Annotated in this window: 12 protein-coding genes; 3 read left to right on the top strand and 9 right to left on the bottom strand. The window is 39.8% G+C overall.

The window, feature by feature from the left end; all coding sequences use genetic code 11:
* Positions 1-45: 45 nt before the first annotated feature.
* Genes PARC_RS10715 through ccoN form a run of 4 tightly spaced genes read right to left on the bottom strand, consistent with a single transcriptional unit; the run spans position 46 to position 3,407 of the window.
* A complete protein-coding gene (locus PARC_RS10715) occupies positions 46-1,098 on the bottom strand; it encodes a c-type cytochrome (RefSeq protein ID WP_010554060.1) in 1,053 nt (350 codons plus the stop codon).
* A complete protein-coding gene (locus PARC_RS10710; protein ID WP_010554061.1) occupies positions 1,095-1,280 on the bottom strand; it encodes a cbb3-type cytochrome oxidase subunit 3 in 186 nt (61 codons plus the stop codon). The genes PARC_RS10715 and PARC_RS10710 overlap by 4 nt, the downstream gene beginning before the upstream one ends.
* Before the next feature lie 6 nt (positions 1,281-1,286).
* Complete coding sequence (gene ccoO / locus PARC_RS10705; RefSeq protein ID WP_010554062.1) at positions 1,287-1,961, bottom strand: cytochrome-c oxidase, cbb3-type subunit II; 675 nt, start codon at positions 1,959-1,961, stop codon at positions 1,287-1,289.
* 12 nt (positions 1,962-1,973) lie between these two features.
* Positions 1,974-3,407, bottom strand: coding sequence for a cytochrome-c oxidase, cbb3-type subunit I (gene ccoN / locus PARC_RS10700; RefSeq protein WP_007585649.1), 1,434 nt, complete (start codon positions 3,405-3,407; stop codon positions 1,974-1,976).
* A gap of 339 nt (positions 3,408-3,746) precedes the next feature.
* On the opposite strand from ccoN, the gene PARC_RS10695 reads away from it, so the two are divergent.
* The 3 genes from PARC_RS10695 to PARC_RS10685 all read left to right on the top strand — a co-directional run bounded on the left by PARC_RS10695 (position 3,747) and on the right by PARC_RS10685 (position 8,942).
* Positions 3,747-4,172: a hypothetical protein gene (locus tag PARC_RS10695; protein WP_010554063.1), complete on the top strand. Its 426-nt coding sequence runs from the start codon at positions 3,747-3,749 to the stop codon at positions 4,170-4,172.
* A gap of 619 nt (positions 4,173-4,791) precedes the next feature.
* On the top strand, positions 4,792-7,482 hold the full coding sequence (locus tag PARC_RS10690) for a TonB-dependent receptor (RefSeq protein ID WP_010554064.1): 2,691 nt from the start codon (positions 4,792-4,794) through the stop codon (positions 7,480-7,482).
* Positions 7,483-7,589: 107 nt separating this feature from the next.
* On the top strand, positions 7,590-8,942 hold the full coding sequence (locus tag PARC_RS10685) for a hypothetical protein (protein WP_010554065.1): 1,353 nt from the start codon (positions 7,590-7,592) through the stop codon (positions 8,940-8,942).
* 49 nt (positions 8,943-8,991) lie between these two features.
* Here the strand turns inward: PARC_RS10685 and PARC_RS10680 are convergent, their stop codons facing one another.
* The 5 genes from PARC_RS10680 to PARC_RS10660 are packed head-to-tail and all read right to left on the bottom strand — an operon-like array spanning position 8,992 to position 15,580.
* On the bottom strand, positions 8,992-9,246 hold the full coding sequence (locus PARC_RS10680; RefSeq protein ID WP_010554066.1) for a hypothetical protein: 255 nt from the start codon (positions 9,244-9,246) through the stop codon (positions 8,992-8,994).
* Between the two features lie 19 nt (positions 9,247-9,265).
* Complete coding sequence (locus PARC_RS10675; RefSeq protein ID WP_010554067.1) at positions 9,266-10,102, bottom strand: peptidoglycan binding protein CsiV; 837 nt, start codon at positions 10,100-10,102, stop codon at positions 9,266-9,268.
* A complete protein-coding gene (mfd, locus tag PARC_RS10670) occupies positions 10,102-13,575 on the bottom strand; it encodes a transcription-repair coupling factor (RefSeq protein WP_010554068.1) in 3,474 nt (1,157 codons plus the stop codon). Before mfd ends, PARC_RS10675 begins: the two co-directional genes overlap by 1 nt.
* A gap of 59 nt (positions 13,576-13,634) precedes the next feature.
* Positions 13,635-14,528 (bottom strand): carbon-nitrogen hydrolase, encoded by an 894-nt coding sequence (locus tag PARC_RS10665; protein WP_010554069.1) that lies wholly within the window; start codon positions 14,526-14,528, stop codon positions 13,635-13,637.
* Entirely contained in the window at positions 14,525-15,580 is a 1,056-nt protein-coding gene (locus PARC_RS10660; RefSeq protein WP_010554070.1) for an agmatine deiminase family protein, read from the bottom strand. Before PARC_RS10660 ends, PARC_RS10665 begins: the two co-directional genes overlap by 4 nt.
* Positions 15,581-15,633 lie beyond the last annotated feature (53 nt).

Genomic DNA, 15,633 nt, shown 5'->3' with positions numbered 1-15,633 from the left:
TTGAATTAAATAAATTAATTTATAAACATTTTATTAACCGCGTGCTTATTTATCTTGCGATAAACTGTAAACATAAGCTGTTAATAAGTGAATTTTATCTTCACCTAAAATGTCTTTCCATGCTGGCATTACACCGGCACGGCCGTGGTTAAGTGTTTCTTCAACAGCACGTTTGGAGCCATTGTATAACCAAATGTTATCAGTCAGGTTAGGTGCTCCAGGAGATACCCCGGATACCATTATATTATTAGCAACAGACCCTTTACCATCAGCGCCATGACATGCAGCACACATCATTGCAAACTTAGCGGCACCTGCGTCTGCGTCTTTTTGGTTAACAGTACGACCAGAAAGGCTCAGCACATGTGCTGTCATTTCTTTAACGCCTTGTTCGCCAAGAGCAGGACCCCAAGCTGGCATTGCTGCGATACGACCATAAAGAAGTGTTTCTTTAATTTTGTCAGGTGTTCCGCCATATAACCAATCTTTATCAGTTAGGTTAGGGAAGCCAGTACCACCACGTGCATCAGAGCCATGACATTGCGCACAGTTTTGTGAGAATAAACGCTGACCAATTTCAATGGCTACTTGGCCATCTGTTTGCTCATGTTTATTACCATTATCAAGTGCTATTTGCTGTGCAGCATCACCTTCAAATTTAGAACTAACTAAATCTAAAACGGGTACTTGTGCAAGTTTATTAAAAATAGGACCAAAGCGTTCTTCTGCAGCTTCGTACTCTTTATCAAGTTTTACAAAGCGACCATCCGCTTTTGCCTCTGCAACTGCTTTTTTAGACTCAGCTAAAGACGTAATACCTTGGTTAGAACTAGTCCATTTACCTAAACCTTCCCAGTTGCCTAAACCTGGGTAAGCTGCAAGGTAATATACTGACCAAATAAAAGTTGCGAAAAACATGTACGTCCACCATTTTGGTAGTGGATTATTTAGCTCTTCAATGCCGTCAAATTCATGTCCACAGCTTTCACCTTCTTTTACGCCAGCATAGTTTTTTAAGTTCCAAACTAATAAGCCAAAGATGATGCATAAGCATGCAAGGGTTAATACAATAACCCAAATACTCCAAAAGCTAGTCATTTTTCAGACTCCTTTTCCTCGTTAGAGAGCGTGTTGTCATGTTTTTTTTCATCTTCAAAAATGGCATTAGCAGCGCTGTCAAAACGAGTTTTGCTTCGCTTGCTATATGCCCATGCAACAATCACAATAAACAATACTAAAATTACCAGAGTCAAAATACCTCTGTATGTTCCGTAATCCATAATTTTTTACTTCAAGTGGGTACCAAGTTGCTGTAAATACGCGATGAGAGCTTGGATTTCTGTTGCGCCTTTGCCATCATTCATAGCATTAACTTTATCAACATCTGCTTGAAGCTCTGCATCATCGCCATAACCTAAACCCGGATGTTTTGGGTTTTCTGGGTTAATAGCAAAAGTATCACGGAAAAGTTGTAGTTTTTTCAGAGTAAGGCTTGTATCAACCGTATTCTCTGCTAACCAAGGAAAGCCTGGCATGTTTGACTCAGGAACCACAGCACGTGGATCAACTAAGTGAGCATAATGCCAATCGTCCGAGTAGCGCTTACCAACACGAGCCAAGTCAGGACCAGTACGTTTAGAACCCCATAAAAACGGATGATCCCATACTGATTCGCCTGCTACAGAGTAGTGACCATAACGCTCAACTTCATCACGAAAAGGACGAATCATTTGTGAGTGACAGTTAGAACAACCTTCACGTACGTAAAGGTCGCGGCCTTCCATTTCTAAAGCGTTAAGAGGGCGTAAACCCTCCACTGGTTTAGTTGTATCGTCTTGAAACATTAGCGGAGTGATCTCAACTAACGCGCCGAAGCTAATAGCAAAAACAGTCAGAATAGCCATAAGGCCAACGTTCTTTTCTACTATTTCATGTTTGTTTTGTGAATTTTTCTTGCTCATCATCTCACTCCGTTATGCTAATTGTGCTTGCGCGTCTAGTTTCAGAGATTCTTTCTCAGCTGAAATAGTGCGGTAAACGTTATAAGCCATAACTAACATACCCGTTACGATGAATACACCGCCTACAAAGCGCATGATATAGAAAGGATGCGACGCTTCTAAAGACTGCACAAAGCTGTACATTAATGTACCGTCAGCATTCACTGCACGCCACATTAGACCTTGCATTACACCTGAAATCCACATTGCAACAATGTATAAAACAACACCTACAGTGTGTAACCAGAAGTGGGTATTAACCAATTTAACGCTATACATACGACCTTGCGCGAATAACGCAGGAATTAAGTGGTAAATAGCACCAATTGAAATCATAGCAACCCAACCTAGTGCACCTGAGTGTACGTGGCCGATTGTCCAATCTGTATAGTGAGATAACGCATTTACAGATTTAATTGCCATCATTGGACCTTCAAACGTAGACATACCGTAGAAAGACAATGAAACAACTAAGAAGCGTAGTACTGGATCAGTACGTAGTTTATGCCACGCGCCAGATAGCGTCATAATACCGTTAATCATACCACCCCAAGACGGTACAAATAGGATAATAGACATAACCATACCTAAACTTTGCGTCCAATCAGGAAGCGCTGTGTAGTGAAGGTGATGAGGACCAGCCCAGATATATAATGAAATTAGAGCCCAAAAGTGAACTACCGATAAACGGTATGAGTACACTGGACGACCTGCTTGTTTAGGTACAAAGTAATACATCATACCCAAGAAACCAGCAGTAAGTAGGAAACCTACAGCGTTATGACCGTACCACCACTGAACCATAGCATCTACGGCACCTGCATAGATTGAATATGATTTAGTTAACGACACAGGCACTGCCATGCTGTTTACAATGTGTAGTACTGCAACAGTAATAATAAAGCCAGCATAGAACCAGTTAGCAACATAGATGTGCGACACTTTACGCTTAATCAAAGTACCAAAGAATACAATAGCGTAAACAATCCAAACCACAGCGATTAAAATATCGATTGGCCATTCAAGTTCTGCATATTCTTTTGAGCTAGTAATACCTAACGGTAGCGTTATTACTGCTAATACAATAACTAGCTGCCAGCCCCAAAAAGAAAAGGCGGCGAGTTTGTCTGAGAAAAGACGCGTTTGACAAGTACGTTGTACGACGTAATAAGACGTCGCAAAAAGTGCACTGGTACCAAATGCGAAAATTACTGCGTTCGTGTGTAACGGACGTAGTCGAGAGTAAGTTAACCATGGTGTATCAAAGTTAAGTGCTGGCCAAGCTAATTGGGCAGCAATCAGAACCCCAATACTCATGCCAACGATGCCCCAAATCACTGTCATAATAGCGAATTGGCGTACAACCTTATAGTTATACTCAGTTTGTGATGCTACTGTTTGGCTCATTTTCTGGCTTCCGCTGCAATAAATGCGTTTAGAAATGAATTACCCACCTTTAAAAGTGGGGCCTACTATTTTCTCAAGCGTGTTATCTAAAACTTTCAATACATGAAAGCTTCAGAAAAAAAACTTGAGAAACCCTTATTTTTTGCGGGTGAAATGATAAATTTTTTGGCCTAAAAAAGATAGGTCAATTACATAAAATTATGACATCAATCAATGTTTGTGAGCTTGTTGTTTATTTTTTGATACAGTTTGTGCCTAATTTGGCTTAATAGTAACACTCGCACTTGTTATTTGCAGTCGCGATTATTAGTATTTGTTTTTCTTTAGTGCGAAATTGTTATGCTTATATATAGATTAAGTTTATTCACGGCGGTATTTTTTTTATTAACAGCATGTGATTTTTCCAAAAATACAGGTGAAAAGTTTCTAGAAAATGTCACTTGCACAGCCAATTTGCCTTGTACTTTTTCAAATGATGTTAAAGTATGGTTAAGCGAGAAAACCCTTTCTCCCGAAACTCCATTTACTATTTTTAGTGATTTGCCAACAAACCTTACAATTGAAGATGCCAAGCTTAAAGGCATTACTATGTATATGGGTTACATTCCTCAGCAATTTAAAAAACATGATGGCCTTTGGCAGAGTAATACCATGGTTGGCATTTGTTCTGAGCAAAATATGCTCTGGAATTTAGAGCTAACAGTCAAAGATAATACAACCTCTTTAATACAAACACTAAATTACTCTTTTTATGTAACGTATTAAAGTTACGGCTGCAAACTCTTGCATCCAGCTTACATTTTGATGTGAGTTCGTTTTCTTATACATACGATTATTTGAGTGAGAAGATCAATAAAATTGCCTTTTTAGGTTTTGATACTGATAAAGCTTCAATGGTGAATGAGTGCTCTCAAAAAGTTCAACTTTAATTGCGACTGAATAAAAAATCTAATCAAAAAACGTCTTAAAGTAGCTAAATCAGACTATTTAATCGCTAAGCATGCATAAATATGGTTAGTAATTAACATTTAGTTTTGCGGTTTTAATAATGCACTGTGATTAACTTGTTAATTTATCTAAATTTGGTACATCATTCGATTAATTACATTTAATTACAAAGTGATGCGGTTTGATTTCATCTGTATTGCTTAGTTGTTTATTTATACTCAAAGCCTTGATATAAGTATGTATTTACTTGTTAACAATGAAACAAGTTGTAACGTATGTTCCTAATAAAGTTATTCTATTTTGTTGTGATATATAAAATAAACAGCCGTTAAGTTTTCGTTCAGTTAAAGACGCCTAAGTTGCCCGCCTAACTCACTATTCTTATAACAAGTGAGCATTACCAATAAAGGTAAATTTCAACAAGTAGGGTTCTTTCATGAAAAAATCAACTCTTGGTTTAGCTGTCATTGCAGCGATCCCAATGTTCTCTAGTGTGCAAGTTTTAGCGGCAGACGAAGCTGCAAAATCAATCGAAAAAATTCAAGTGACGGGTTCTCGTATTAAGCGTTCTGACATGGAAACCGCTAGCCCAGTTACACTCATTGGTGCAGATGAGATCAGAGCTTCTGGCGCTACATCAGTTGATAGTGTGCTTCAGCAAATGACCGCCACTGGCGGTGCAATGACTAACCCTGGCGTTAACAATGGTTCAGGTGGTAATGCATCTATTAACTTACGCGGTTTAGGCTCACCACGTACTTTGGTACTTGTAAATGGCCGTCGTATGATCAATTCAGGTACTGGTGCAGCATCTACTGTTGATTTAAATACGATACCAGTTTCAATGATTAAGCAAATTGAAGTACTTAAAGACGGCGCTTCAGCCGTATATGGTACAGATGCTGTTGCTGGTGTTGTAAATATTATTCTGAAGAATGATTTTGAAGGCCTTGATTTAAACGTAAACACTGCAATGACGTCAAAGCACGATGCAACTGAAAACTCTATTGACTTTACAGTGGGTACTTCATTTGATAAAGGCAATATTGTCTTTGGTGCACAATATACAAATCGTGGTGAAGCAAGCCAAAGTAATCGTGATTTCTCAAGCTGTCCAATACTTGAAGATGAGAACGGTTTATATTGTGGTGGCTCTTCATTCAGTGAAGGCGGCCATATTCAAAGCAATTTGACTGCGCCCATTTTGAATGAAAAAAATGAAATTGAACAAACTGGAGTTGCTAATGATAGTGGCTTGAGCGGGTTAGGTGGAAGTTTACATCGTTACTCAACAGCTGCCGATGCATATAACTACGCAAGTAGCAGTTACTTATACACACCAATGAACAGATTAAATATTACAGGTCTTGGAACGTATGAAATATCTGATGACACAAGCTTTTTTAGTGAATTTACTTACACTAAGCGTTGGTCAGAGCAACAGTTAGCACCGCAACCAATTAACTTTGCATTTGATTACGACCCTAGCACTATGGGTGACAGTCTGTTAGGACAAACCTACGACAAGCGCGAAGTTGCAAATAACGCATTTGTAAAGGATGCTGATGGTCAGTATGTGACAACAGCTACAAACTACGCTGCTGGTGATCCAATTAGCTACCGTCGTAGAATGAGTGAAAGCGGTACACGCAATTATTCTCAAACAGTTGATACTGTCCGTATTGTAGTTGGTGCCGAAGGTGTAATTGATGATTACTCTTGGGATATTTCAGCTAACTTCGGTCGTAATGATTCAGTAAGTAAAACAAGTAATCTTCATAATGTTTCGTCTCTAACAGCAGATGTAGAAGCTGGAACATTCAATCCTTTAAGCGAAGCTGATTGGGCTCAATCTAACGTAAGTCAATATATTTACAAAGAGCAAGAATCAGGTGGAAGTCAATTATTTATTGTATCAGGCTCTCTTTCAGGTGAACTGTTCGAGTTACCAGCTGGCTATGCTGCGTTTGCTGCAGGTGTTGAGCACCGTCAAGAAAAAGCATGGCAGGATCCAGATTCAATAGCTGCACAAGGCCTAGGTAACGACCCTCGTATTGATCCAACAAGTGGTGGTTTCAATGTAGATGAAGCATATGTAGAATTTGCAATCCCATTATTGGCTGATGCTCCTTTTGCCGAAAGTGTTGAGTTAAGTGCTGCAATACGTGCGTTTGACTACAGCACATTTGGTTCAGATAATACTTGGAAGCTAGGTCTAACTTGGCGCGTAAATGACGAACTAATGCTACGTGGTGTTCGCTCAACAGCCTTCCGTGCACCTACAGTAGATGAGCTATATTCTGGTAAAGCCATATCTTATGATTCAGTTGATTACGATGGTGCTGATAACCAGGCTGAAGTAACAGTTGGTGGCAACAGTAACTTGACTCCAGAAGAAGCAGACACACTAACGTTTGGTGTTGTTTATGAGCCACAATGGCTTGACGGCTTTTCAATGACTGTAGATTACTACGATATTGAAATCGAAAACGCTATTAGCAGTTACACGAGCCAGTTCGTTGTAGATCAGTGCATTAACCCTAATGGTACAGGAACTACACTTTGTGACAATACAGGTGCTTTTCTTCGTACAGATGGTCGAATTGTATTTAATAACCAGTTACGCAATATCGGTTCAGAGAAAACATCAGGCATAGATTTGAACTTAAAGTATTCATTTGATGCCTTAGGCTTAGCATGGAAAGCAGGCTTAGATACAACGTATTTAGATGAATATGTTGTTGATACAGGTGCTATAATTGACTATCAAGGTTATATTACAAATGGTAGTGGTGGTTATGCTGACATTAAATCAAATCTTCACTTAACAGTAAGTGGTGATAGCTGGGATGCTACTTACGAAGCACGTTACGTTGCTGGGATGGATAGCTTTACTTGTAGACTTGATCAGAGTGAATGTGTAGCACCAACGACACCATCAATTGTATATCATGATATTAGTGGTTCTTACGTGGTTAATGACTTAGTAACTGTCTCTGCTGGTATTAATAACATGTTTGATAAAGAGCCTCCGTACTACACAGGTAATTACGATTCAAATACTGATCCGTACACTTACGACACATTAGGTCGTCGTTTATTTGCTGGTATCAATATTAAACTATAATAACTAGCACATTAATCGTATTAAGGCTCAGTATTTACTGAGCCTTTTTTATTGAACAAAACAAAGGAGACAAGTACACTAAAACGATATTTTAGAAGGAGAACTGATTGTTAAAACAAGATGAAAACTTATCTTTTGTCATTGAACCAGAGCTAACTCCTCGTTCTGAACAGCGCATAGATCTGTATTTTTCTATCCCTAATGAAATGGGGATTAATCCGCAAACGCTTACCGAAGAATCTTACTTTAATAACCACTTTAAATCACATTTAGCATACAACGCTAACAATATACACTTGCCATTAGTACGAAGCCGTTTTGTTAGTAAAAACAAAGGTGAGCAGCAAGATTACCGTCAAAACCTTAATTTATTTTGTTACCAAGTGCGTTTAGCCCTTGATGCCGACATTAAAGACGCGTTAAAAATTGATGAAGCAGAAGACTTTTATAAACGCGCTAACGAAGTATATGAACAAAGTGAAGGGCTTTTAAAAAAGCTGCGTCGCTACACGCCAGATGACGAAAAACTACTTCCATTTTTTACCAATGCTGACAACTATTTAAGTTGGCATGTTGAGCAATCATTTTTAAAGCTTTTAGATGAAGGCCCACGTAGTAGCGATTATGCAAAAGAGCGTAACGATTTACTGCAGTTTTGTAAAAACGAAAATACGTACCGAGCAGAGAAAAGCTACAATTCTGAAACCACCATGCAAGACGCAAATCGAATAACAAATAAAATGCGCTTGTTACAACGTTTAATTGAGCATGGCGTTATATTACAGCGCCAAACGCGTTTTCTTAACAGCTACCTTAAACGATTAGTTAAAGGCACTGTAACAGCTGTTATCATGGCATTTGTGATGGTTGTGATACTTAATGCCCGTTCAACGTTTACTGAAGTCACCGCGACGCTTATTTTAATTTTGGGGGTCATTTACGGACTACGTGAAATATTTAAAGAAGACATTACACGTATGATCTGGCGAGCTATTGTACAAGGGCGACCTAAGTGGCGATTTAGCTTTAAAAATAGTATTACCAAAGACAAAATAGCGAGTCAGCTAATTTGGCTTGAATACATGCGCTTTAAAAAGATACCTAAAGAAGTGAAATCTATTTTTTCAAAACGTAGACAGCAAAATAAACAAGCCGCGCAGTGGTTACACTTTGCAAGTGAGACACGTGTTAGTGCGAAAGAATTTTTACCCGGTTACGATACACTGCAGCACACGCTACAATTTAGTCTTGCGCCATTTGCACGTTATCTAAAACGTGGTGAAGGGAAGTTATATCATTTAGATAGTAATAAAATATCTAAGCAGGCGGTTGAACGGCGCTACCAACTTAACATGGTGCTTGTGCTAACTGAGGAAGATAGAACACTTTACCAACGCTATAAAATAACGTTAAATCGTAGTAAAATCGTTAATATTGAGCTTATCTACTCCAAAAAATGAGTTTTAGTAATTAAAAAAGGGACCGATAAAATCAATCCCTTTTTTAAATTTATTTATTAGCTAAACCATGTTTACTATATAAAGTTACTTTGTCTGATACTAGCGTGATCTCGATATTTTTTGCTTCGTCGCCCCACACACAATTAGTATGCAGTGTTTTTTCAACACAATTATCTGCACTTCCCAAAATGGTTTCAACTTCAGTCTTATCCATACCTACTTTGATTTTTTCGTAACTCTCAAGACTTACCTTAGAACAAGCCGCAAGGCTTAGTGTAGCTGCGATGATAAGGAGTTTTTTCATTGTTATATCCTACTTAGTATTAATGTTTGAATTTTCTGATTTGGACGATCATGCCCATTCGTGGGTGGTCAAAGTAATGTACTTCACCACTTATTACACGTCTAAACTGAGAAAAGCGGGCTGACTCTATATCGCCATTTTCTAGTTTTTGGCTAATATCAAAATTAGCTGTAATGTATAAATAATGTCGTAAGTGTATTTTAAATAAACCGTCTAGTTCCCATTCTGCTTTTGATTGGTTTGGGTCGTTAAACAGTTCAGGTTGTGAGTTTAATAAACTTACAAAATCAGGATTTGAATAGCTAGGGGTTACGTTGGAATCACTTTTAAGGTGTTTACCTGCGATTAAATGCATACTTGGAGCACGCGATTTACTTGCGCCTCCAAAGCGCCAGCCAGTATGTAGAATAGGTGTTAATCCTTTGCGATCTAGCTGTCGGTACTGCGCTTTAAATTGCAGTTGTTCTGGCGCTAATAAATAAGTTTGCTGCATATCATCTTTAGCGGGTGCTAGAGGTGTTACAGGTAGCTCATCGTAGCTTTTTAGGTAGTTTGTACTGTCACCGCATACACCCGATTGTGGGTTTGAATTAACTAATGAGTCGGTAAAAGAGCGTTTTTGAAAACGTTCATCACCATCTATACAGGCTTGCATTGCTTGTTCTGTATAAAGAGGGGTCATTAAATCTAGAGAGTTTTTATCCTCAATAGCTTTGTGCTTAAGTGTAAAATCTTCTTGCAAATATGGAGCAGGGCGCTGTTTAAATACGAGCACCTCAACCTCAAACCAGCGTTCTGCAAATGCAGTGCTGCTAAACAAGCAGCATAAAATAACTAGCGATTTTTTTAGCAACATTAATGGCTAACCTTTTTTTCGAAATCTGCAATCATTGCAGTGACCATTTTTAAGCGTTCGCGAGCGTTAGCTTCACTAATTGCAAAGCGCAGTTTATTTGCGCCATCCATTTTGTACACCTTAGGCGCACTTTGTATCAAACCAATGATGAAGCTAGGGTTAACCTTAGTATCTTGGCTAAACTCAAAGTAACCACCTTTTGGATTTGCCTCAATTTTTGTTATCCCTAAATTACTTGCCTGCATTTTTAATAATTGTAGGCTAAATAGGTTTTTAGCGGCATCAGGCAGTAAACCAAAGCGGTCTATAAGTTCTACCTGTAGTTCATCCATATCATCAAGGTTAGCACAACTAGCAACTCGCTTGTACATACCTAGGCGTGCATTAACATCGTGTATGTAATCATCAGGTAATAGTGCAGCCAGTTTTAAATCTACTTCGGTTTGTTTTTTAAGTAGATTTTCAAGCGTTGGCTCTTTTCCTTCACGTAGCGCATTTACGGCTTGCTCAAGCATTTCCATATATAAACTAAAGCCGATTGTTTGCATTTGACCTGATTGATCGTCGCCAAGTAACTCACCAGCGCCACGAATTTCTAAATCGTGTGTAGCAAGGGCAAAACCCGCGCCTAAATCTTCCAATGATTCGATTGCTTGTAAGCGTTTACTCGCGTCTTTAGAGAGTGCTTTAGGGTCACCTGTGAGTAAATAGGCATACGCTTGATGATGGCTTCGACCAACTCGTCCACGTAATTGGTGTAATTGCGCAAGGCCAAGTTTATCTGCTCTATCCATAATAATGGTGTTGGCTGTCGGTACATCAATACCGGTCTCGATAATCGTGGTACATACCAGCACGTTGTATTTTTGATGATAAAAGTCAGTCATTATTTGCTCAAGCTCTTGCTCGCGCATTTGACCATGGGCTGAGGTGACGCTTGCTTCAGGGACCCATTCACTAATTTCTTGCGCAACACGGTCAATAGTTTCCACGTTGTTATGCAAAAAGTAAACTTGGCCACCGCGTTTAATTTCACGCAGTACAGCTTCGCGTATTAGTTCTACATCGCGTTGGCGTACAAAGGTTTTTACCGCTAAACGTTTAGCCGGTGGCGTTGCGATTATTGATAAATCGCGCATTCCGCTCATGGCCATGTTAAGTGTACGCGGTATTGGCGTTGCAGTTAGTGTGAGTATGTCTACATCGGCACGCAGGGCTTTAATTTTCTCTTTTTGGCGAACACCAAAGCGATGCTCTTCATCAACAATGAGTAAGCCTAAATCGTTAAATTTAATGTCATGCTGAATAAGTTTATGTGTGCCAATAACTATATCGAGCTTACCGTTTGCCATTTTTTCAAGCGTGTCTTTTTGCTCTTTAGTGGAGTTAAAGCGCGAAAGTACACCAACTTCAATAGGAAAATCAGCAAAACGATCTTTAAAGTTTTCATAGTGCTGCTGAGCCAGCAAGGTGGTAGGCACTAAAATTGCCACTTGTTTATCATCGTTAACCGCTACAAAAGCAGCGCGCATGGCCACTTCTGTTTTACCAAAGCCTACGTCACCACACACTAAGCGGTCCATGGCTTGCTTTGATTGCATATCACCTAACACCGCTTCTATGGCGTTGCGCTGATCGTCAGTTTCTTCAAACGGGAAGCTATCGCTAAATTGGCGATATGCAGGGGCGTCTAGAGTAAACTTATTACCGGGTTTTGCTTGGCGCTGTGCATAAATGTCGAGTAATTCGGCTGCTACATCGCGGACTTTTTCAGCCGCTCGTTTTTTAGCTTTTTCCCATGCATCTGAGCCAAGCTTATGCAGCGGGGCGCTGGCTTCTTCGCCACCCGAGTAGCGGCTAAGCATATGCAGTGCAGACACTGGCACGTACAATTTAGCTTCACTTGCATATGTGATGGTAACAAACTCAGTAATTACACCTGCAGCATCAATTGTTTGCAAACCCTGATAACGGCCAACACCATGATCGAGATGCACAACAGGTTGACCTTCTTTGAGCTCTGCTAAATTACGGATTAGCGCATCTTGGCTGGCTTCGTACTTGTGCTTGCGGCGTCTGCGCTGAGATACTTTTATACCAAGCAGTTCTTGCTCGGTAATAATAGAAAGGCTTGGTTTAGTACCAAGTACGACACTTTGTTCAAGCGGGCTTACTATTAAACCTACATCACTCGCGCTTTTTGTAAATTGTTCGAGTGTTTCAAATTCTTTAAATTTTAAACCGCTTGGCTTTAGAATGCTCAGTAATGATTCGCGACGACCATCGGATTCAACACTTAATAAAATACGGCCTTTTTTCTTTTTTTGCTCTGCTACATAATTTATAAACGCGGCATAAGGTTCATGCTGCTTATGATCAATTCGAATAGCAGGCAGCTCGCTAACGCTTAAGTTTTTATTGCCCGCTTTAGTACCAAGCTTTGCAAGAGATAAACGAATACGTGCAAAATTGCCTAAATTAGAAAACAGCTCTTCAATAGGCTGATAAAGCGCATTAGGTTCAAGTAATGGACGAAGTGGGTCAACTCTGCGGTTCTCATAGCGTACATTTACATCGTGCCAAAAGTTATCTGCCGCGTGCTCTAAATCACCCAGCTGCATAACAGTTGTTGTATCTGGCAAGTAGTCAAAAATAGTCGCTAGCTTTTCAAAAAACAACGGCATGTAGTATTCGATACCAGCAGGCCAGTTACCTTTGCTTACTTGCATGTATACAGAGTCTTGCTGCGAGCTTGCACCAAATTTTTCGCGGTAGCTTATTCTAAAACGTTCAATATCAGCGTCGTTAGTAGGAAATTCATGCGCTGGAAGTAGCTCAATTTTATCTACTTTTTCATCAGAACGCTGCGTTTCTACATCAAATAAGCGAATTGTGTCGAGTTCGTCATCAAAAAAATCGAGTCTAAATGGATGCGGGCTGCCCATTGGATATAAGTCAACGATAGAGCCGCGTATAGCGTATTCGCCGTGCTCCATTACTTGTTGAACATTTAAATAACCAGCTTGCTCTAGGTTGTCACGAAAGTTATGTGTGTCTAGCTTGTCGCCCACTTTAAAGTTTATTGTTGAACCGTAAATAAACGAGGCCGGGGCTGTGCGCAACATTAAAGTTGATATAGGCACAATTAACACACTTTGTTGTTCTTTTTTTAAGGTGTTTAAAGTGGCTAAACGGGCTGAAATAATATCTTGATGGGGAGAAAAGTGATCGTATGGCAGAGTTTCCCAATCAGGAAATACCATTACTGGGTTATCGGGTAATAAATATTCTAATTCTGTTTCAAGGCGCAGTGCGCTTGGTGTATCAGGCGTAACAATCAAGACTAAGTTGTCTTGTTGTTTAACGCCTTCAGCAATGGCAATACTTAAACCACTTCCGCTTAGCTGGCCCCATTGAATTTTATCTTTTTGAGATTTTACCCAAGGCAAGGCTGCCCATTGCTCAAACGCCATTTATTACTCCATTTATAGTTGGCTCTTAGCAAGTAAGAGCCATCTTGAGTTAAGATTACTTAGTCTCGGTATATTTTTGTTAGGTCTTTATAGTGATCAATTCGTCGGTCACGCAAGAACGGCCAGATACGTCTTACGTTTTCTGAGCGTTTTTGATCAATTTCAACCACTAAAATTTGCTCATCAGTATTATTAGCCTCAGCTAATAATTCACCTTGTGGGCCTGCAATGAACGAATTCCCCCAAAACGCAATACCATCGCTTTGCGCACTTGGGTCACTTTCATGGCCGACACGGTTACAGCTAATTACCGGTACACCATTGGCAACAGCATGGGCACGCTGACTAATAACCCACGCATCTTTTTGACGAGTTTGCTCAGCAATGTCGTCGTTAGGATCCCAACCAATAGCGGTTGGGTAAATTAACACTTCAGCGCCTGCCATTGCCATTAAGCGGGCAGCTTCAGGAAACCATTGATCCCAACATACTAGCACGCCTAATTTACCCACCGAGGTTTGAATAGGCTCAAAACCGATATCACCAGGGGTAAAGTAGAATTTTTCGTAAAAACCTGGATCATCAGGAATATGCATTTTGCGGTATTTACCCACAATACTGCCATCTTGTTCTAATACAACCGCGGTGTTGTGATAAAGGCCCGTAGCGCGTTTTTCAAATAAAGAGGCCACAATAACAATGCTTAGCTCTTTAGCAAGCTCACCTAAGGCGTTACTGCTAGGGCCTGGAATGGTTTCGGCTAAATCAAATACGTCAACATTTTCGGTTTGGCAAAAATAGAGGCTTCGGTGTAGCTCTTGAAGTACAACCAGTTTTGCACCTTTTTGAGCGGCTTCACGAATGGCACTTATTGATTTTGCCATATTGTCCTGAGCGTTATCGCTATTGCTTTGTTGCACTAACGCAACGGTTAATTTTGCAGGGCTTGTCATTGTGCTGCTCCAGCTAAAAATCCACGAGGTAATTGCATTGTAATACAGTGCAGGCTGCCAAATTGTTCAATAATTGGTTGGCAATTTACGCCAATAATAGTGTGTTGTGGGTATGCTTTTTGAACTTGCGCAAGAGCACGTTCATCATTGGCATCATTATACGTTGGCACAAGCACAACATTATTAATAATTAAGTAGTTAGCATAGGTAGCCGGTAAGCGTGTTTGCTCATCGTCATAAGCGGCTTTTGGCCACGGTAACTCAATTAAGTTATATGGGGTGTTATCGGCAGTTTTAAAGGTTTTTAGTTGTTTTTCCATTGCATCAAGTGCGCTGTAGTGCTCATCAGTTTTATCGTCACACTGCACATATACAAGGGTATTATTTGGAGCAAAGCGCACTAAGGTATCAATGTGGCTGTCGGTGTCATCACCGGCTAAATAGCCATGATCAACCCATAAAAAATGTGTTGCGCCCAAGTGCTCTTTTAAAAGTACTTCTATGTCAGCAGGGTTTAAATCTGGGTTACGGTTTTTGTTAAGCAAACATTCGCTGGTTGTTAGCAACACACCATGCTCGTTTATTTCAATACCGCCACCTTCAAGTACCATATCGAGCGCTTGATATTGGTTGTTTATGCTACTTAGCTCTTTTACCAAAGTACGATTAATTTGATTGTCTAATGCGCTTTCAAATTTATTGCCCCAACCATTAAAAGTAAAATCATATACTTTTAGTTGTTCTGGTGAATCAATAGCGGCGCAAGTAAGCGGGCCATGATCGCGCGCCCAGGTATCGTTGGTAGGCGTTACTACAAAATGAACACGATTAAGAGAGATGTTAGCGCTATTTAGCAATGCTGTAATATGCATTTTTAAGGCACTATTATGCGCCACAATAACAAGCTGTTGCTGCGTTGTTATATGCTTAGCAAGCTCAATATATACAGGTTCTACACGTGCTAAATTATCAGCCCAATCTGTGTCTTTATGAGGCCATGTAAGCATAACAGCGTCTTGCTCGGCCCATTCTGGTAAAAGTCTAAAGTTCATGAATTTTATATACTAATTAAGATGACGCTAGTTTAGCATTTTACATAAAGATG

Source organism: Pseudoalteromonas arctica A 37-1-2, assembly GCF_000238395.3.
Taxonomy (GTDB): domain Bacteria; phylum Pseudomonadota; class Gammaproteobacteria; order Enterobacterales; family Alteromonadaceae; genus Pseudoalteromonas; species Pseudoalteromonas arctica.
The sequence above is the reverse complement of the archived record's forward strand: the minus strand, read 5'-3'. Positions and strand labels throughout refer to the sequence as shown.

Excerpts from the sequence above, each read along its gene's own strand:
- PARC_RS10715 (WP_010554060.1), bottom strand. The coding sequence starts at position 1,098 with ATGACTAGCTTTTGGAGTATTTGGGTTATTGTATTAACCCTTGCATGC.
- PARC_RS10710 (WP_010554061.1), bottom strand. The coding sequence starts at position 1,280 with ATGGATTACGGAACATACAGAGGTATTTTGACTCTGGTAATTTTAGTA.
- ccoO (WP_010554062.1), bottom strand. The coding sequence starts at position 1,961 with ATGAGCAAGAAAAATTCACAAAACAAACATGAAATAGTAGAAAAGAAC.
- ccoN (WP_007585649.1), bottom strand. The coding sequence starts at position 3,407 with ATGAGCCAAACAGTAGCATCACAAACTGAGTATAACTATAAGGTTGTA.
- PARC_RS10695 (WP_010554063.1), top strand. The coding sequence starts at position 3,747 with ATGCTTATATATAGATTAAGTTTATTCACGGCGGTATTTTTTTTATTA.
- PARC_RS10690 (WP_010554064.1), top strand. The coding sequence starts at position 4,792 with ATGAAAAAATCAACTCTTGGTTTAGCTGTCATTGCAGCGATCCCAATG.
- PARC_RS10680 (WP_010554066.1), bottom strand. The coding sequence starts at position 9,246 with ATGAAAAAACTCCTTATCATCGCAGCTACACTAAGCCTTGCGGCTTGT.
- PARC_RS10675 (WP_010554067.1), bottom strand. The coding sequence starts at position 10,102 with ATGTTGCTAAAAAAATCGCTAGTTATTTTATGCTGCTTGTTTAGCAGC.
- mfd (WP_010554068.1), bottom strand. The coding sequence starts at position 13,575 with ATGGCGTTTGAGCAATGGGCAGCCTTGCCTTGGGTAAAATCTCAAAAA.
- PARC_RS10665 (WP_010554069.1), bottom strand. The coding sequence starts at position 14,528 with ATGACAAGCCCTGCAAAATTAACCGTTGCGTTAGTGCAACAAAGCAAT.
- PARC_RS10660 (WP_010554070.1), bottom strand. The coding sequence starts at position 15,580 with ATGAACTTTAGACTTTTACCAGAATGGGCCGAGCAAGACGCTGTTATG.